We start from the raw sequence: 17,935 nt of genomic DNA on the forward strand, positions 1-17,935 counted from the left end.
CCGCTCCCTGGACGGTTAACGTGTGACCCACGCCGTCAGGTTCGTGCAAGAGCGCTCCGGCCATCGCGCGTCAGACCGGCACCGGACTGCGGCGAGTCGTTGAAGCGAGGGGCGCCGCGGCCGACTACCGCGCCCGAACGGCCGCCAGCACGGATTCGGCATGCCCCGGCACCTTCACCTTGCGCCACGCTTTGGTCAGCGTGCCGTCCGCGGCGAAGAGAAAGGTGGCGCGCTCGATGCCCATGTAGGTCTTGCCGTACAGCTGCTTCTCGCCCCACGTGCCGAACGCGTCGCAGGCACTGCCGTCGACGTCGCTTGCCAGCCGCACCGTGAGCCCGTGCTTGGCGGCGAACTTCACGTGGCGTTCGGGCGCGTCCTTGGAGATGCCGATCACGGTCGCACCCGCCGCCGCGAAGGCCTCGCCGAGATCGGAAAAGTCCCTGGCCTCGCGGGTGCAGCCCGGCGTATCGTCCTTGGGATAGAAATAGACTATCGCCGGAGCGCCCTTGAGGTCCGCCAGCCGCAGCGTGGCGCCGTCGACCAGCGTCACGGTCACATCGGGAAGCGCGTCGCCTTCGGTCACCGGCTTGTCTCCTGCCACAGTCGTGCGACCTCCTGCCGCGTCGCGGCGAACGTCGCAACTACCGCGCGCCAGTCCGCCAGCCCGAGTGCGCGCGCCACCAGTGCCTGCGTCGCCGCGCCGGGTTCGGCGGCATCGGGGGCGACCAGGCGCAGCGTCACCAGCATGCGGGTGAGCAGATCGTGCGCCTGGCGCAGATCGGCCGGGATCAGTCCCTTCCCCGCAAGCAGCGCGATCGCGACGCGCAGATCGGGATCGAAGCCGGTGCGATGCGCGAGCTGGACGGTGTGGACGAGAAATTCCAGATCGACCAGCCCGCCGGGAAGCAGCTTGGCATCGAACGCGCCGCCGGGCGGCTTGTGCGCGGCCATGTCGGCGCGCATCGCCACCGTATCGGCGACCACGTCGCGGCCCGGATGCCCGGCCGCAAGCGTGTCCGCGACGATCTGCGATAGCGCTGCCCGTGCCGCCGCAGACCCGAACACCGGCCGCGCGCGGGTGAGCGCCATTTGCTCCCACGTCCACGCGTCCTCGCGCTGGTAGCGGGCGAACGATTCGAAGGAGACCACCAGCGGGCCCTGCGCGCCCTGCGGCCTCAGTCGGGTGTCGACCGGGTAGAGCGCACCCGCCGCGGTCGGGACCGACAGCGCCGCGGTGACCCGCTGGGCGAGCCGGTTGTAGTAGAGCGTCGCCCCCAAAGGCTTGGGCCCGTCCGATTCGTGGCGGAAATCGCCGGTGAAGAGATAGATCAGGTCGAGATCGGAGGCATGCGTCATCAATCCGCCGCCCATCCGCCCGAGCGCCAGCACGACGAACTCGCTGCCGGGCACGCGGCCGTGCGCGCGCGCGAAATCGGCGATCGTCGCCTCGGTCAGCACCGCGATGGCGGCTTCGGCGAGCCGGGCGTAGCCGGCGGCGACGTCGATCGGGTCGGCGGCGCCCGCGACGATCTGCACGCCGAGCGCGAAGCGGGTCTCGCCGACCACGCGCCGGACGTGATCGAGCAATCCCTGATAGTCCTGCGCCCCCTCACCTTCGCGCATCGCCGCCGCCAGTGCCGCGACGTCGCCGATCGGCGCCAGCGCGGTCGAATCGATCAGGCCGTCGAGCAGGTCGGCGCGTGCCGCCAGCGCATCGGCGAGCGGTGCGGCATGGCTCAGGATCGCGGCAAGCAGCGCCGCCAGCCCCGGACGGGCTTCCAGCAGGCGGAAAATGTTGATGGCGCTCGGCAACCGCTCGAGCAGCGCGTCCAGCCGCAACAGCGCCGCGCGCGGATCGGCCGCGGCGGCGAGCGCGGGAATGAGGATCGGCAGCACCGCCTCCAGCGCCCCGCGCGCCACGGCGCTGCGCAAGGCCGGATAGGTGCCGGCGCGCCACGCGCCGACGCGGCGTACCGCGGTCTCGACATCGCCGAACCCCGCCAGCGCGTCGGCGAGCTTGACCGGGTCTTGCGACAGCGCCGGGGGAGCGCCGTCGTCGAGCGCGTCATAGATGCGCGCGGTGACCGCGACATGCGGCGCCAAGATTGCGAGGAGCTCCGCGCCATCGCTCAACCCGTGCAGCCGTGCGACCCGGTCCAGCGCTTCGCCCTTGGGCAGCGCGTGCGTCTGCCGGTCATCGATCATCTGGACGCGGTGTTCGATCGTGCGCAGCAGCGTGTACGCCCGTGACAGCGCGTCGGCCGCATCGGCATCGATCCACCCCGCCACCGCCAGCCGCGCCAGCGCGTCGCGGGTGGCGGGCGCTCGCAAACCTGCGTCGCGACCGCCATGGATCAGCTGGTGGATCTGCGCAAAGAACTCCACCTCGCGGATGCCGCCACGCCCGCGCTTGAGGTCGTAGCCGGGGCCGAACGCCTGCCCCTGCGCGTGATGGTCGCGGATGCGGCGCGAGATGCCGCGGATTTCGCCGATCGCGCCGAAATCGAGCCCGCGTCGCCAGACGAAGGGGCGAATCGCATCGAGAAAGCCTTGCCCTAGCGCAAGGTCGCCCCCGGCGGCGCGCGCGCGGATAAAGGCGGCGCGTTCCCACGGCAACGCCTGGCTCTCGTAATAGCCGATGGCGGCGCCCACCGGCAGGACGATCGGCGTGGCCTCGGGCGACGGCCGCAGCCGCAGGTCGACGCGCAGGACATAACCGTCGCCGTCGCGCGCCTGGAGCAGCTCGACCACGCGGCGCCCGATGCGGACCGCGGCCTCCTGCGGCTCCTCGCGCGCGCGCCGCGGCAGGGTGGCCGGATCGAAGAGCAGGATGGGATCGATGTCCGACGAATAGTTGAGCTCGTGGCTGCCCTGCTTGCCGAGCGCGATGGCGGCGAACCCGCGCGGCGCTTCGCCGGGCGTTCGCTCGACGATGGCGGCCGCGATAGCGGTGTCGAGAGCGCGATCGGCGAACGCGGTCAGCGCGCCCGTCACCGCGGTGAGATCGAGGATTCCGGCAAGATCGCCGACCGCGACGCTCAGCGCCAGTGCGCGGCGTTCCAGCCGCAGCCTGCGGGCGACCGGTATCTCCGCGGCGATGGTCGGTGAGGACGCGAGGAAGCCGCTCGCAAGCCGTTCGGCGATCAGCGGCTCGCGGTCCAGCAGCATGGCGAGAAACGGTGCATTGGCCCGGGCGCGTCCGGTTGCAGCGACGATGCGCGGGTCACCCCCAGCCGCGATCATCGTGTCGGTTGAGTCGGCGGCTGCATCGCCTGGCATGACCTCTCCTATCCAACACCTTGCAAAAACTGGGAAACGATTCGTCGCCTCGTCCGTCCTTGACACATGCTAGGTTTCATCACCTCGATCTCGCGCACCGACGACCAGGGTGCCGTTCGGCGTCCCATGCCCGGCGATGCGCTGGGTTCGGCGCTGCGCAGCGTCTATGGGGACCAGCACGGCGTCCCCGACGAGATGCGCCGCCTGCTGCGGATGCTGGATCGGCCAATGCGCGGCCACTGACCCCGCCGCTCGCCATTCAATGGCCTCGGCTGAGTCCCTCGACTTCGTCCATGATCGTCTCCAGCGCGGTCTTCGAGACATCGACTTCGTGCTGACGGCGCGACGGTAGCGAACCGTTGGTCAGGATGGCTTCCAGCGCCACCCGACCGCGCGCGACCCGACTCTTGATCGTGCCGACCGCGACGTTGCAGATGTCGGCGGCTTCCTCATAGGCGAACCCGCCTGCGCCGACGAGGATCAGCGCTTCGCGTTGCGGCTGCGGGAGGTGGAGGAGCGCACGCTGCATGTCGCCGAGTTCGACGTGGCGATCCTGGCTGGCAGGTGCCGCAAGGATGCGATCGGCGACCAGATCGTCCCATTCGCCTTTGAACCGGGCGCGGCGCATCTGCGACAGATACAGGTTGCGCAGGATGATGAAGGTCCATGCGCGCATGTTGGTGCCCGCCTGGAAGCGCAACCGGGCGCCCCATGCCTTGAGCAATGTCTCCTGCACCAGATCGTCGGCGAGATCGCGACTGCCCGACAGCGAACGGCCGAACGCGCGCAGATGCGGGATCACCTGCGCCAGTTGCGCCTTGAAGTCCTTGTCGGAGAGCGGGATGTGCTCGACAGGCGCGGGGGCGTCCCCGCTGCCTTCACCGTCGGCATCGTCGCGCATAGCAATGTCAGTCATGCAATTCCGTTCGATCCCGCGGCCATTATGCCGCGGGCAACATAGGGCGCATGCCGGCGATTACCAGCGCACGCGCCTCCAACGCGTTACCGCAGGATCATTACGGCGAAGATCACGATGACGAGCGCCATCGAAATTCCGAGCACGTACCGCATGACGCCCAGCTTCTTGCCCGCACTGGCGTCCTGCTCGCCGATATCGATCTGTTCGTCTGCCATGTCGCTTCAACCTACCTGATTCGTTTTGGGTCCGTAACCGTCGCCACTCATTCGGGCACGGTGGCCTGGTTGAAGAACAGGGCCTGGCTGATCGCCGCCTTCACCGTCGAGCGCTGGAACGGCTTGGTGATCAGGAACGTCGGCTCGGGGCGCTCGCCGGTCAGGAGCCGCTCGGGGAAGGCGGTGATGAAGATGACCGGCACTTCGAACTTGGCCAGGATGTCCTTGACCGCGTCGATTCCCGAGCTGTCGTCCGCCAGCTGGATGTCGGCCAGCACCAGACCGGGCCGATCCTCCATCGCCAACCCCACCGCCTCGTCGCGGGTAACTGCGACGCCGGTGACGTCATGGCCCAGATCGCGAACGATCGCCTCGATGTCCATCGCGATCAGCGGCTCGTCCTCGATGATCAGCACCCGCGCGCGGGTCTGCTTCTCGATCTCGGCGAGCGCTTCGGCGACGAGCGCATCGACTTCGCTGGCGTCGACATCGATCAGATAGGCGGCGTCCTCGGGGGTGAAGCCCTCCATCGCGGTCAGCAGCAGCGCCTGACGCGACAGCGGCGTCATGCGCGACAGCCGCGCACGGGCCACCGCCTCCGGATCGCCGCCGTCGGTCGCTTCGGTGCCGTCGCCGGGCTGTTCGTCGTAGTTGGTCGAATTCCAGATGCCCTGGAACATCCGGTACAGACCCAGCCGCGGATCGACGTCGGCGGGAAACTCCTCCGGCGCCGCGACGATCGCTTCCAGCGTCGCACGGACATATTTGTCGCCGTGCTTCTGGCTGCCGGTCAGCGCGCGCCCGTAGCGCCGCAGAAAAGGAAGGTGCGGTGCGAGTTGCTGTCCAAGCGACATGGGTATGCGAAACTCCCTGATATCCACTGCCCCGCCAGCGGCGAGCATGCGTCATTAGAACGTCGAACGGCGGAATGCCCACCCCCAAACGAAGCGGCGAAAATTCCGTTGCGGATCGGGAACCAACGAGCGCGTCTTTTGTTTCCACGCCGTTGCTGCATGTTCACGCTCCAGAGATGTCATGCTGCCATGGAGTTGCGTAGGCCCAGGCGGGCGGTGCAGGGGAAGCTTTCAGGTTGGGCCAGGATATGAAGACCGCCACGACGGGCAAGGCGGCAGACCAGCGTCCCCGTATCGCAGACACGGCGACCCAGCCGCGCGCAACCCCCCAGTCACTGGCGACCAAGCTCCAGGGCAAGGATCGCGACATGGGCACGGCCCTGCGGTCGGTCTATCAACGCACCGTCGACGAGGCGATTCCCGACGATCTGCTCGACCTGCTCGGCAAGCTGGGATAACGTACGGCCGAATGGCCACCCTATCGCCTTCGACACCCCCCGACCACGCCAGTTCCGACCGATCGTACGCGCCGACCGTCGTTCGCGGCTCGGACGCACGGCTGACCACGGGAGCCAAGCTTTTCCTGATTCTCAGCGCCGCGCTGCTGCCGCTTGCGCTGATTGCGATGGTCGCCACGCTCAAGACGACCCGGGTCGCGGATGCCGAGACGCGCGCGCGGCTTCGCCTGTCCGCCAACGAGAGCGCGCGCGCGATCGGCATCGAACTCGTCGGTGACATGACCGCGCTGAGGGTCGCGGTGAACGCCCTGCGGGCCGACCCCGCCGACGCGCCGAGCTGCGCCCGCGCGCAAGGCGTCTTCGCGCAACAATCCGCCAATGGCACATCGGGGGGCAATACCCGCTTCGTCATCGCCGATCGGAGCGGCCGCGTGGTATGCGGGGAGCCGTTGCCGATCGACGCGGCGATCCCGCACGCCGACATGCCGATCGCTGCCGCGATCGTCGCGGGCAAGGGGCTGGTGCTGGCGGTCGCCGGACCGGACGACCGCGTCACCGCCAGGGCGTACTTCCCCCAATCCTTTCTGGCCCGGATCGGCGCGCCCAGCGCGCGTGGCACCACGACGAGCAGCGTGCTGATTCACGACGACGAAGCGCTGCCGCTGGAGACGATGGCGGAGCAGCAGGGCATCGACCGCGTCGAGACAATGCGCACCGATCTGGGCATCGCCGGACTTCAGTTGGCGACCAGCGTGCCGAGCGCGCCGATCACGTCGTCGCTCATCATCGCGCTGCTGCTGCCGCTGCTGATGTGGGCCGCAGCGGCGAGCATCGGCTGGTTCGTCGTCGACCGGCTGCTGATCCGGCCGTTGCGGCGCCTGCGCTCCAGTGTCGCCTCGTTCATGCCGGGCGACCTGATCGACCCCCGCGCGCTCGGCACGTTGCCCGCGCAGGAAATCCGCGAATTGGGCGAAACCTTCCGGGCGATCAGCCGCACCGTGGCGCTGCACGAGGCGGGGCTTGCCGAAGGGCTGGTGCGCCAGACCAAACTGACGCGCGAAGTCCATCACCGCGTGAAGAACAATCTTCAGGTCATCTCAAGCTTGATCAATTTTCACGCTCGCGGCGCACCCAGCCCCGATGCGACCGCCGCTTATGCCGCCATCCAGCGGCGGGTGGATGCGCTCGCGGTCGTCCACCGCAATCATTTCGCCGAGATGGAGGAGAACCGCGGGCTGAACCTCAAGCCCGTGCTCGGCGAGTTGGCGGCAAACATCCGCGCGACCGCGTCGCCGGAGTCGCATGCGATGGGGATCGTGCTGGATGTCGACCCCTTTCTGGTCACGCAGGATGTCGCGGTTGCGGTTGCTTTCCTGATCACCGAGATGATCGAGCTTGCAACCGGCTGCGATCCGGTCGCGCAGGTCAGGATCGCGCTGAAGCCTGCGGAGCAGGCCGGTCGCGCGGTCCTGCGCGTCGTGTCGCGGGCGCTGATCGATTCGGAGGAGCTGCGGGACTTGTCATCGGCACGCTACGGCCGGGTGATGGAAGGCCTGTCGCGGCAGCTGCGCGCTCCGCTCTTCCACGATCCGCTGACCGGCGCCTACGAAATCGCGGTCGCAATCGTCGGGCGGGATTAGGGAATAGAAAGCCGCGCAAAAAGATGGCGCAGTGCGGAACAACATCCGTCAAGCGTCGTTTTCATCTTCGGACAGCGACCTTATGCCCCCCCGCTCTCGCTGTCCATGACATAGGCCCGAAGGCGTCCACCCTCCCCCCCCGGTGACGTCTTCGGGTCTTACTCGTTTCCAGCACGTCGCCGATGTGACCGCACTCGGAACGAACCGATAGGTGGAGCATTGCCGTCACGGCATCCAAGCCCTTCAAGGAGGTATCTATGCGTAAGGTATTCGGTCTGGCGATTGTCGCCGGCGCGCTGATGGTCAGCGCATGCAACACCGTTGACGGCATGGGCCGCGATGTCAGTTCCGCAGGCAAGACCGTGTCGAAAACTGCCGACAAGGCGAAATAAACACCGGCCATAGGCCAGCTGATGAACGGGTCTCGCGCGATGCGCGGGACCCGTTTTCGCGTCAGGCTTCGACGACGTCCTCAACGACAGCCTCGCGCGCCCGTTTGCGCTCGGTGAACCAGATACCGATGATCGCGACCTCGTAGAGCAGGATCAAGGGGACCGCGAGCAGCACCTGACTCATCAGGTCGGGCGGCGTCAGCACCGCGGCAACGGCCGTGGCACCGACAATGGCGTAACGACGTGCGCCGATCAGCCCTTTTCGCGTGACGATGCCGCCGCGCTCCAGCAGCATCAACAGCACCGGAAGCAGAAACGCCGCGCCGAACCCGAACAGGAACTGCATGACAAACGACAGGTAATTGCCAATTGCGGGCAGCGCCTCCTGGTGGATGCCGCCGACATTGCCCTGGAAGCTCAGCAGGAAGTGCAGCGCCATCGGGATCGCCAGGAAATAGGCGAGCGAGGCGCCGCATGCGAACAGGACCGGGGTCGCGAACAGGAAAGGCAGCAGCGCGCGGCGTTCCTTCTTGTACAATCCGGGTGCCACGAACTGCCACAATTGCGTCGCGATCATCGGGAATGCGATCATCATCGACGCGAAGAATGCCACCTTCACCTTGACGAAGAATGCCTCGAAAATCTGGGTGTAGATGACCGTTTTCTGCCCGGCGGTCAGCAACGGCTGCACCAGCACCGCAAAGATGTTCTCGGCAAAGAGATAGCTGACACCGAACGCCAGCACGATCGCGACGATGCAATAGAGAAGGCGACGGCGGAGCTCGATCAGATGATCGAGCAGTGGCGCCCGGCTGGCGTCGATCTCGTCGCTCACGAGGACGCCTCGCCAGCGCGCGCCGGAGCGTGCTCTGCCGATGCGGGCGCGGCGATGACCGCGGGCTTCTCGACGAGCACGGGCTCGCTCGTGGTATCGACCGGGGCCGGTTCGCCTTCGCTCGCGACCGTGTCGGCGGTCGCGGGGTGCTCGCTCATGATCCGCGCGTTCTCGCTTGCCCAGCGCTTTTCCATCTCCTCGAGCTCTGCCTCGCGTACCATCGAATCGAAGCCGGAGCGGAATTGCCGCGCGACGCCGCGCGCCTTGCCGACCCAATAGCCGACGACCCGCATCGCCTTGGGCAGATCCTTCGGGCCGATCACCACCAGCGCGACAAAGGCGACCAGCAGCAGCTCGGACGGCGCGATATCAAACATTCAGTTCACCAGCGAAGAGCGGATCAGCGGTCGTCGCGCGTGCGGTCGGTGTCGCCCAAAGCGCTCCGCTCGCCCGCCCGCTCACGCAGCGGGTCGCCATCGCGATCGAAGGCCGGCTCGGCCGCTGTCTTGGCCTCGATCCGGGTGGACGCGGGGCGATCCTCCTCGGCCATGCCCTTCTTGAAGTTCTTCACGCCCTTGGCGACATCGCCCATCAGGCTGGAGAAGCGCCCCCCGCCGAGCAGGAGGATCGCGACGACCGCGAGGACGAGCAGGTGGATGGGGCTGAAACCGCCCATGATTCTTCTCCTGAGGCTTGATCCCTATCTAGGCGCGGTCGCGCGCGTTTGCCACTCCCGCGTTGGCGCCGGCGAGATCGGGCGGATCGAGCAGTCCCAGGGCACGCAGATCGTCGATGCCGGGCAGGTCGCGCCGCGATCGCAAGCCGAAATGCGCGAGGAAGCCGGGCGTGGTCGCATAGGTCAGCGGGCGCCCGGGACCGTCGCGGCGGCCGGCCGGGCGAACCCACCCCGCCTCCATGAGGGCGTCGAGCGTACCCCTAGAAATCTGCACTCCGCGGATCGCCTCGATCTCGGCGCGACTGACGGGTTCGTGATAGGCGATGATCGCCAGCGTTTCGGTGCCGGCGCGGCTCAAGCGCCGCGGCTCGTCGCGGTCGCGGCGCAGCAGATGCGAGAGATCGGCCGCGGTCTGCATGTGCCAGCGCTCGCCGCGGCGCACGACCGCGATGCCGCGACCGGCGTAATCGCTTGCGAGTTGGTCGAGCACACCGCGGACGTTTCCGGCGCCGACGTACGCGGCGATCGCGGCGACGCTCAGTGGTTCGGCCGCGGCGAACAATACCGCCTCCACCGCCCGTGCGAAATCGTCGGGCGGCGTCATGACGCCTGGCGCAGGTACAGCGGCGCAAAGGCTGCCTCCTGCCGCAGCGCCACCCGCCCCTGCCGCGCGAGTTCGAGTGCGGCGAGGAAGGTCGACGCCAGCGCGGAGCGGCGCAACGCCGGACCGGCAGAAAGGGGCAGCAGCGCCTCGATGGTCTCCCAACTCGCTGTGGTGCCGATCGATTCCGAAAGCCGCGCCATGGCGTCCTCCAACGTCATGACGGCCCGGTGCGCGATGACATGCAGCACCGGCCGCGTCCGCGCCGCCACACGGCCGTAGGCGGCGACGAGGTCGAGATACTCCGCCTGCCAAGCGGAATGGCGCGTGGTGCGCAAGCCCTCGGGCGCATCGCGGAGGAACACGTCGCGGCCAAGCCGGTCGCACGCCATCAGTCGCGCGCCTGCATCGCGCATCGCGGCGAGACGTTCGAGCCGGAGCTGAAGATGAAGCGCGACGATCTCCGCGTCGGGCTCCTCAACGGGTTCGCGCGGGAGCAGCAGCGCAGATTTGAGATACGCAAGCCACGCCGCCATCACCAGCCAGTCCGCCGCGATCTCCAGCCGCAAAGCCTGTGCGCGCTCGATGACCGCCAGATATTGCTCGACCAGCGCCAGGATCGAGATCTGGCGCAAATCGACTTTCTGCGATCGTGCAAGCGCCAGCAGCAGGTCGAGCGGCCCCTCCCATCCGTCCAGATCGAGGGCGAGCGCGTCGTCCAATCTCTACGCCAGCGCGAGCAGCGCGTCGCGCTTGGCGACCAGTTCGGCGAAGTCGCCGGTCGGCGCGGCGACGCTCGCCATCGCTGCATTCAGCCGCGCGCGCGATCGGTCGGCGATGGCCCCGAGCCGGTCGGCGATCGAGATCATCTCGGGCATTCGCGCCCAGCAATCGAGGACGATGTCGCAACCCGCGGCGATGGCGCCCGCCGCCTTGTCCCCCGCGCTGCCCGACAAGGCCTTCATGTCGATGTCGTCGGTCATCAGCAGCCCGTCGAAGCCGATGCGGCCGCGGATCACCTGCTCGATCACGATCGGCGACAGGGTGGCGGGGCGCTCCCGGTCCCATGCCTCGAAGACGATGTGCGAGGTCATTCCCATAAGTGCCGACGACAACGCGCGAAAGGGTTCGAGATCGACCTCCAGCTCCGCTGCGCTCGCACGAACGGTGGGCAGCAGGTGATGGCTGTCGACGATCGCGCGGCCGTGACCGGGCATGTGCTTGACCACGCCGACGACCCCCCCGGCGGCAAGTCCCTCCAGCGTCGCGCGGCCCATCGCGGCGACCCGCATCGGCTCGTTGCCATAAGCGCGGCACGCGATCGCCTCGGTCGTATCGGCTTGCGCCACGTCCAGGATCGGCGCGCAATCGACGGTGATACCGACTTCGTGCAGCATCAGCCCGAGCGCGTGTCCGTTGGCGCGCGCTGCCTCGATGCCGGAGATCGGCGCACGCTCATAGAGAGCGTCGAACGCCGGGCCGCCCGGGAAAGCAGGCCATTCGGGCGGCGCCATCCGTGCGACCCGCCCCCCCTCCTGATCGATCAGAATGGGCACATCGTCGCGGGCTGTCAGGTGGCGGAGCGAGTCGGTCAATACGCGGAGTTGCGTGCGATTAGCGACGTTGCGTTTGAACAGGATGTACCCCGCGGGCTCCGCAGCAGCGAAGAACGCGCGCTCGTCGGCGGTGAGGACGGGGCCGGACAGGCCGAAGATCACGGGCTTCATCGCGCCCGTTTAGCGCCTTCGCGCGATCACGTCATGCCTGACGCCTGCGACTAGCTGGCGACAAAGCAGCTTTCGCCCGCGACGCGCAGCCGGCCGCAGATATCCGCCGCCTGGTTGGCGCTGCCCGCATTCACCCGCAGCCGGTAGAGCGTCCGCCCGCCGGTCGCGACTGGCTGGACCGATTTGCCAAGTGGCGCGAGATAGGCGAATCGCTTGGAAAAGCTCGTCCAGGCCGAATTGGCGACCGCTTCGCTGGGAAAGGCGCCGAGTTGGACCAGCGAACCGCTGCCCGTCGCCATAGCGGCATCGCCACGTTTGGCGGTGACCGGTGCCGCGGCGACGAGCTTGCCGCCCGACGCGGGCACCTGCGACACGGCGTTGCGGCCACCTTGCCCGCGTGGCAAGGGCGTAGCGACGACGCGTGGCCCGGAGACCGGACGCTCTGGCACCCCGCGCAGGTCAATCGCACCGTTGCCTGCGCCCTTGCCCGCGCTGGTCGCAACGGCGGAGTCGCCTTCGCCCTCGACCTTCAGCCCGCCGGGATCGTTGGGCTTGACCTTGTAATCGCCCTCCTGTGCCGCAATCAACTGGCCGTCGCCCACGCTCTGCGGATTCTGCAATCGATAAATTACAAAGATCAGCGCCGCCAGCAGCGCGAGCCCGAGCAGCACCAGCGCCACGACGCGCCCGGCACCGACCCCGTCCTTCTCCTCAGGCTCGACCGTCTCGAGCCAAGGCAGGCGATCCTCGCCGTGTACCGTGGAGGAGCGCAGGTCCATCTCGTCGGCCATATCAATGCATCTCCGAAACCGCTTCGACACCCATGATAGCGAGGCCGTTGCGAATGATCTGCCCGATCGCGGATGCCAGGAATAGCCGCGCGCGCGTAGCTTGCGCATCTTCGACGACCAGAAACCGGCGCTCGGGCCGATCGTTGCCGACATTCCACAGCGCATGAAACCCGGCAGCCAAGTCATAGAGATAAAAGGCAATCCGGTGCGGCTCGCGCGCGCCGGCCGCGGTTTCCACCATTCGCGGGAACTGTGCGGCCAGCTTCACGAGCGCAAGCTCGTCCGTATCAAGCCGGGACAGATCGGCCGGTCCATCCTCGATTCCGGCCTCCGCGGCACGCCGGTGCAGCGACGCGATGCGCGCATGCGCATAGTTGACGTAGAAGACCGGATTGTCCTTCGACGCCTCGACCACCTTGGCAAAGTCGAAATCCATCTGCGCATCGGACCGCCGAGTCAGCATGGTGAACCGCACGACGTCGCGCCCGACCTCTTCCACCACATCAGCAAGCGTCACGAAGTTGCCGGAACGCTTGGACATTTTGACCGGCTCGCCCGCACGCAGCAGACGGACCATTTGGACCAGCTTCACATCGAAGCGCGTGCTTCCCCCGGTGAGCGCAGCGACCGCGGCGACGATGCGCTTGACGGTTCCTGCGTGATCCGCGCCCCAGATGTCGATCAACGCGTCCGCCGACTGCGCCTTCTGAAAGTGATACGCCAGGTCGGCACCGAAATAGGTCCATTGGCCGTCCGACTTGCGGATCGGCCGGTCCTGATCGTCGCCGAACGCGGTCGAGCGGAACAACGGCAGTTCGACCGGCTCCCAATCATCGGGAGTCGTCCCCTTTGGTGCCTCGAGCACGCCGTCGTAGACGAGTCCGCGCGCGCGCAACTCGGCCTCCGCCGCCTGCGGCTTACCCGCTGCCTGCAACGCGGCCTCTGAGGCGAAAACGTCGTGGCGGATGCCGAGCAGCGCCAAATCGTCGCGAATCATCACCATCATTGCGGCGACCGCGCGAGTGCGGAACAGCGCGAGCCATTCAGCTTCCGGCGCTTCTACGAAACTGTCGCCGAAGTCTGCGGCAAGTGCATGACCGACGGGTACAAGATAGTCGCCGGGGTATAATCCTTCGGGGATCGTGACCGCTTCGCCCAACGCCTCACGGTAACGCAGGTGGACCGAACGCGCGAGCACGTCGACCTGCCCGCCGGCGTCGTTGACGTAATATTCGCGGATCACCCGATGCCCTGCGAATGCGAGCAGATTGGCGAGTGCATCCCCCACGACGGCGCCACGGCAGTGCCCCATGTGCATCGGCCCGGTCGGATTGGCGGAGACATATTCGATGTTGACCGTCGTACCCGCGCCCGTTTGCGACCGGCCGTAATCGTCGCCGGCACTCGCGACCGCAGCGAGTTCGCCGCGCCAGGCATCATCGCTCAGCCGCAGGTTGATGAACCCCGGTCCGGCGACTGCGGTATCCGCAACATCGTCGATGCGCGCCAGTTCGCTTGCCAGTGCCTCCGCCAGGTCGCGTGGCTTGATGCCGGCAGGCTTGGCGAGCACCATCGCGGCGTTGGTCGCGAGGTCGCCGTGGCTCGTGTCACGCGGCGGCTCGACGCTCACGTTCGTGCGATCGAGACCGCCCGGGATCGTCCCGGCAGCGACCAGAGCATCGAGAGCGGCGTCGATGTGCGCGGCAAAGCCTGTGTAGAGCGTCATGCGGTGGGCTCTAGCCGATGCATCGGCGGTGTCCAATGTCGAGCCGTCTGCACGCATGCACATCGTGCAATTGCGTTCACGGACACGGCATTTGCGCGTGATGCTCCATCGCAATACTCAACCGCTCGAAAGTCATGGAGAGGACCTGAACGGCTCGACGCAACCATGCGGGAGTTCACGATCATGCGCACCACACTCAAGATGCTTGCCGCCGCCGCGCTGGCGCTCACGTCCACCATCGGCATGGCACAGGACGCCGAACATCGTTTCGTCCACGACGGCAGCACCTATGTCTATACCGTTGCACCCAAGCAAAACGGCCGCACCGTCCTAACCGGGCGTCGTCTGCCGGCGGGCGAGGCGTTCCGGCTCGTCGTCGACGGCCATCGCGTGTCGGGCGTATCGGGGGGTATGCCGGTCTCGTTCCGCACCTCGGCCGCCAAGGGCGCAGCGGCGGAGCTGGAAGTTGCCGCCAACTGACCGACTTGGCCGTTATCGTTCAGAACCCGTCGGGAAGGTCGATCGCTCCCACCACCTCGCGAAAGCGGGTGATGGCGTAGCGATCGGTCATCCCGGCGATGAAATCGGCGATGTGGCGGCTGCGCGCCGGTTCATCTGCAGGTAGCCGCTGGCGCCACTCCGCAGGCAGCGTGACTGCATCCGCAAGGTAGGCGGCGAACAGCCCGGATACCACCGTTCTCGCCACGTCGGCAGCAGCCAACTGACGCGGATGGTGGTACAGATTGGCATACATGAACCGCTTCAGATCGCGCTCGGCCTCGCGCATGGCGGGCGAGAAGCCGGCGAGGCACCTGCCCGCCGCCCGCACGTCGGCGACGCTGCCGACGCCGGAGGCTGCGATCCGCCCATGCGTTTCGCCGATCAGGTCGTTGACCATTGCGCCGATCTGACCGCGCACCAGTTCGCCCATGAGCCGCTCCGCTTCGACGCCGGGAAACCGCTGTCGCGCGGTGTCCCAGCTTCTCGCGACGATCGGCACGACCAATAATTGATCGAGCGTCAGCAGCCCGGCGCGCAGGCCGTCGTCGATGTCGTGATTGTCGTAGGCGATATCGTCCGCAATCGCGGCGACCTGCGCCTCCAGCGACGGCCACGACGCCAGCTCCAGCGCGCAGGCGGCATCCGCCTCAGCCAGCGCCCAACCGGGATGGCGCACCGGTCCGTTGTGCTTGGCGAGCCCCTCCAGCGTTTCCCACGTGAGATTGAGCCCGTTCCACAGCGGATACGGCCGCTCGATGGTGACAAGCGTTCGCAGCGTGTGACCGTTGTGATCGAACCCCCCGGCGTCCGCGAGCGCATCCTTGAGCGCATCCTCGCCCGCGTGCCCGAACGGCGGGTGGCCTATGTCATGTGCCAGGCACAAGGCCTCGGTCAGGTCCTCGTTCAACCCCAGCGTCCGAGCAACCGTGCGGCCTATTTGTGCGACTTCCAGGCTGTGGGTCAGGCGAACGCGGAAATGGTCGCCGTCGGGTGCCATGAAGACCTGCGTCTTGTGGCGCAGGCGGCGAAAGCTGATAGAGTGGATCACCCGGTCGCGATCACGCTGAAAGGCATCGCGGGGGCCACGATCGGTCCCGTTCTGTTCCGCGTGAAGCCGTCCTCTGCTGCGCGCCGGGTCCGAGGCCCAGGGCGCTCGGACGCTCACTTCTCGCCGAGTCGCTTTACGGGCTGACCGGGGTCGCTGGTGAAGGTGAAGGCGGACACGCCCTGTTTCTTCAGGTCGTTTACGAAGCCGCGTGCCTCGGCATCGGTCTTGAAGGGGCCGGCGAGCACCCGGTTGGTCGCGCGAAGCGGCGTGGTCCACGCCTGCCGGCTGCCGAATACCGTCGGCGCCTTGGCCTTTACGGTCGCGAACGCCTTGGCCAGGTCGCCCTCATAGGCGCCGCCCGCGACCTGAACCCAGATGCGCTCGGGATTGGCGCGCGCCAGCTTCTTGGCCTCCGCGACTTCCTTGTCGGCAATCGCCTTCTTCTCGGCGGCGGCCTTCTTCTCGGCCAGCGCCTTGCGGTCGGCGACTGCCTTGCGATCGGCGGCGCGCTTGTCGGCGGTGGCCTTTGCAGTCGCCAGCTTCTCCGCGGCGAGCCGGTCCGTCTCGGCCTTGGCGGCGATCGCCGGATCGGGACGCGAGGGTGCAGGGCGCGACGGCAGTGGCGTCGCCGTCGCCACGACCGCGGGGCGCTCGGCGGGCGTTGCCGCGGCGGCCCCAACGGGCGCGGGGCGTGGTGGCGGCTCGACGCCGAGTTCGGACGCGGGAATCGACAGGCCCGCGACGATACGGGCCAGGATCGAATCCTCGCTCACCCTGCTGCTGGCCACAGCACGCGACGGCGCGGGGCGGGTCAGAGCGACCGGCGGGGGCGCCGCGCGGGCGACTGTGGACGGCGGCAGTTCGGCTGTCCGCACGGGTTGCGGCTCAGGGTTCATGACCCGCTCGGCGACCACCGGCCCTCGCTCCGGCATCGCCGTCGCGATCACCGTCGGCGGCGGCGTCGCGGATGGAGTCGAACTTGCCCCCACATCGGTGGACGGGACGGAAATCGCTGCAACGACCGCCGGCACGCGCATTGTCGCCGCCGGTTCTGCCGACTTACCGGGCGAGACGTCGACGCGCGAGGGCAGCGTCGCGGCGGTCAGGACGGAGGCAAGCGGAGGGCGCTCCGCGATCACCGGCGCAGGCCGTGTGCTAGGCGTGTTGGCCTGGACGGCGGGCGACGGCATTGTGCGTGCGTTCGCCACCAAAGTCGCCGGCGTCGGCAGCGGTGTGCGATAGCCTCCGGTCGCAGGCGGCGACTGCACTGCCGCGACCTGCGTATCGCGACCGCGGCGATTGCGGCGGGCGGGGGGAGCGGGAACGGCATTGCTGGCGAGCAGCGTCGCGGTGCCGGGTTCGCGCGCCAGCGGCGACAGCGCAGGCGTCAGGCGTGCGTCGGCGAGCCGTTCCGGGGTCGCACGGACCTCGCCGAAATGCACCGCAAACGCCCGGTCGGTGGCGGGCAGCGTAGGCAGCCGCTCAAAGAACGCCGACAATCCGGCAGCGCCACCCGGCATCATCGTCGCCGCGATCCGCGAGGCGCCGCCAACATCGCCGGTCATCGCCAGCACAAAAGCCTGCGCGCGCCAGGCGGCCCGATCGCTGCGGCGGATCATCGGATCGAGCAGCGCGAGTGCCTGCGCCCGCTGGCCCGAAATGCCAAGCGACAGCGCATAGCGGCGGAGCGTTTCGTCGTCCTGCGGATGGTCGCGCAAGGCGGTGCGGTAATCGCGTTGCGCGCGATCCTGCTCGCCGACGAGATCGTAGGCAAGCGCCCGGTCGCCCGCGAACATGCGCGCATCGAGCCCCAGGCTTTCGGCCTGCGCGAAGTAGCGCAGCGCCTGCCCCGGCCGCTCCGACTGGACGAGAATCGACCCCTGCCCCGCCTTCACCCGGGCATTGCGCGGATCGACGTTCTCGGCGCGCGCAAGCAGCGCGGCGGCGGCGCGCATGTCGTCGAGCCGGAGCGACAGATGCGCGGCGTCGACCAGCGCATCGACGTCGCGCGGGTTCGCCGCCAGTCGGCGCATGTCCGCCGCCAGCGCATCGGCATCGGTGGTGCCGGGCAATGGCTGGACGACTTCCTGCGCATGCACCGGTGCGATGGCGAGCAACGCGACCGACAGGCCGATCAGGAACATGGTGGACCGCATCGGGCGGACAGCTTCCCTTGGGTGCGCGTCATCCCGGTCGTAAACCGGGCAAGCGCCGAAGAATCGATTTTGCGAACGCCACCCTACACCCGAGTGCGGCTGAACCCGCAATGACCG

At 68.0% G+C, this 17,935-nt stretch carries 20 protein-coding genes; 5 read left to right on the plus strand and 15 right to left on the minus strand.

Annotation, left to right across the window (positions count from 1 at the left end; all coding sequences use genetic code 11):
* Nucleotides 1–124 precede the first annotated feature (124 nt).
* On the minus strand, nt 125–583 hold the full coding sequence (locus tag ACE5C1_RS06805) for a peroxiredoxin (RefSeq protein ID WP_374943300.1): 459 nt from the start codon (nt 581–583) through the stop codon (nt 125–127).
* Nucleotides 580–3,243: a glutamine-synthetase adenylyltransferase gene (locus ACE5C1_RS06810; protein ID WP_374943357.1), complete on the minus strand. Its 2,664-nt coding sequence runs from the start codon at nt 3,241–3,243 to the stop codon at nt 580–582. Before ACE5C1_RS06810 ends, ACE5C1_RS06805 begins: the two co-directional genes overlap by 4 nt.
* Nucleotides 3,244–3,345: 102 nt before the next feature.
* Here ACE5C1_RS06810 and ACE5C1_RS06815 point away from each other — a divergent pair, with 102 nt between their 5' ends.
* Entirely contained in the window at nt 3,346–3,522 is a 177-nt protein-coding gene (locus tag ACE5C1_RS06815; RefSeq protein WP_374943301.1) for a hypothetical protein, read from the plus strand.
* Nucleotides 3,523–3,538: 16 nt separating this feature from the next.
* Here ACE5C1_RS06815 and ACE5C1_RS06820 read toward each other — a convergent pair whose 3' ends face one another.
* The 3 genes from ACE5C1_RS06820 to ACE5C1_RS06830 form a co-directional block, all read right to left on the minus strand.
* Nucleotides 3,539–4,195: a sigma-70 family RNA polymerase sigma factor gene (locus tag ACE5C1_RS06820; RefSeq protein WP_374943302.1), complete on the minus strand. Its 657-nt coding sequence runs from the start codon at nt 4,193–4,195 to the stop codon at nt 3,539–3,541.
* An 86-nt stretch (nt 4,196–4,281) separates the two neighbouring features.
* Nucleotides 4,282–4,413 (minus strand): hypothetical protein, encoded by a 132-nt coding sequence (locus tag ACE5C1_RS06825; RefSeq protein ID WP_374943303.1) that lies wholly within the window; start codon nt 4,411–4,413, stop codon nt 4,282–4,284.
* 47 nt (nt 4,414–4,460) lie between these two features.
* On the minus strand, nt 4,461–5,267 hold the full coding sequence (locus ACE5C1_RS06830) for a response regulator (protein ID WP_374943304.1): 807 nt from the start codon (nt 5,265–5,267) through the stop codon (nt 4,461–4,463).
* Nucleotides 5,268–5,515: 248 nt separating this feature from the next.
* Between ACE5C1_RS06830 and ACE5C1_RS06835 the strand changes: the two genes are divergently transcribed.
* From ACE5C1_RS06835 to ACE5C1_RS06845, 3 genes are all read left to right on the plus strand, one after another.
* Nucleotides 5,516–5,725, plus strand: coding sequence for a NepR family anti-sigma factor (locus tag ACE5C1_RS06835; protein ID WP_374943305.1), 210 nt, complete (start codon nt 5,516–5,518; stop codon nt 5,723–5,725).
* A gap of 11 nt (nt 5,726–5,736) precedes the next feature.
* The gene (locus tag ACE5C1_RS06840) at nt 5,737–7,365 is read left to right on the plus strand and encodes a sensor histidine kinase (protein WP_374943306.1); all 1,629 of its coding nucleotides are present in this window, start codon (nt 5,737–5,739) and stop codon (nt 7,363–7,365) included.
* A 257-nt stretch (nt 7,366–7,622) separates the two neighbouring features.
* Entirely contained in the window at nt 7,623–7,757 is a 135-nt protein-coding gene (locus ACE5C1_RS06845; RefSeq protein ID WP_374943307.1) for an entericidin A/B family lipoprotein, read from the plus strand.
* 61 nt (nt 7,758–7,818) lie between these two features.
* On the opposite strand, the gene tatC is transcribed toward ACE5C1_RS06845, so the two are convergent.
* The 8 genes from tatC to argS are packed head-to-tail and all read right to left on the minus strand — an operon-like array spanning nt 7,819 to nt 14,113.
* Nucleotides 7,819–8,592, minus strand: a complete 774-nt coding sequence (gene tatC, locus ACE5C1_RS06850; protein WP_374943308.1) for a twin-arginine translocase subunit TatC — start codon at nt 8,590–8,592, stop codon at nt 7,819–7,821.
* Nucleotides 8,589–8,969 carry a Sec-independent protein translocase protein TatB gene (tatB, locus tag ACE5C1_RS06855; RefSeq protein WP_374943309.1) on the minus strand — a complete coding sequence of 127 codons (381 nt, stop codon included), beginning with the start codon at nt 8,967–8,969 and terminating at the stop codon, nt 8,589–8,591. The genes tatC and tatB overlap by 4 nt, the downstream gene beginning before the upstream one ends.
* A 23-nt stretch (nt 8,970–8,992) precedes the next feature.
* A complete protein-coding gene (locus ACE5C1_RS06860; protein WP_374943310.1) occupies nt 8,993–9,268 on the minus strand; it encodes a Sec-independent protein translocase TatA in 276 nt (91 codons plus the stop codon).
* Nucleotides 9,269–9,296: 28 nt separating this feature from the next.
* Nucleotides 9,297–9,872, minus strand: a complete 576-nt coding sequence (scpB, locus tag ACE5C1_RS06865) for an SMC-Scp complex subunit ScpB (RefSeq protein WP_374943311.1) — start codon at nt 9,870–9,872, stop codon at nt 9,297–9,299.
* Complete coding sequence (locus tag ACE5C1_RS06870) at nt 9,869–10,591, minus strand: segregation and condensation protein A (protein ID WP_374943312.1); 723 nt, start codon at nt 10,589–10,591, stop codon at nt 9,869–9,871. Before ACE5C1_RS06870 ends, scpB begins: the two co-directional genes overlap by 4 nt.
* A gap of 3 nt (nt 10,592–10,594) precedes the next feature.
* Nucleotides 10,595–11,596, minus strand: a complete 1,002-nt coding sequence (locus ACE5C1_RS06875; protein ID WP_374943313.1) for a glycoside hydrolase family 3 N-terminal domain-containing protein — start codon at nt 11,594–11,596, stop codon at nt 10,595–10,597.
* Between the two features lie 50 nt (nt 11,597–11,646).
* Nucleotides 11,647–12,387: an SPOR domain-containing protein gene (locus ACE5C1_RS06880; RefSeq protein ID WP_374943314.1), complete on the minus strand. Its 741-nt coding sequence runs from the start codon at nt 12,385–12,387 to the stop codon at nt 11,647–11,649.
* 1 nt (nt 12,388) lies between these two features.
* Entirely contained in the window at nt 12,389–14,113 is a 1,725-nt protein-coding gene (gene argS, locus ACE5C1_RS06885; RefSeq protein ID WP_374943315.1) for an arginine--tRNA ligase, read from the minus strand.
* A 183-nt stretch (nt 14,114–14,296) separates the two neighbouring features.
* Between argS and ACE5C1_RS06890 the strand changes: the two genes are divergently transcribed.
* Nucleotides 14,297–14,593: a hypothetical protein gene (locus ACE5C1_RS06890; RefSeq protein WP_374943316.1), complete on the plus strand. Its 297-nt coding sequence runs from the start codon at nt 14,297–14,299 to the stop codon at nt 14,591–14,593.
* Between the two features lie 19 nt (nt 14,594–14,612).
* Here the strand turns inward: ACE5C1_RS06890 and ACE5C1_RS06895 are convergent, their stop codons facing one another.
* Together ACE5C1_RS06895 and ACE5C1_RS06900 are read right to left on the minus strand one after the other, a co-directional pair.
* Complete coding sequence (locus tag ACE5C1_RS06895) at nt 14,613–15,779, minus strand: deoxyguanosinetriphosphate triphosphohydrolase (protein WP_374943317.1); 1,167 nt, start codon at nt 15,777–15,779, stop codon at nt 14,613–14,615.
* Nucleotides 15,776–17,818, minus strand: coding sequence for an SPOR domain-containing protein (locus ACE5C1_RS06900; RefSeq protein WP_374943318.1), 2,043 nt, complete (start codon nt 17,816–17,818; stop codon nt 15,776–15,778). Before ACE5C1_RS06900 ends, ACE5C1_RS06895 begins: the two co-directional genes overlap by 4 nt.
* Nucleotides 17,819–17,935: the final 117 nt, after the last annotated feature.

This window comes from Sphingomonas sp., assembly GCF_964263785.1.
Taxonomy (GTDB): domain Bacteria; phylum Pseudomonadota; class Alphaproteobacteria; order Sphingomonadales; family Sphingomonadaceae; genus Sphingomonas.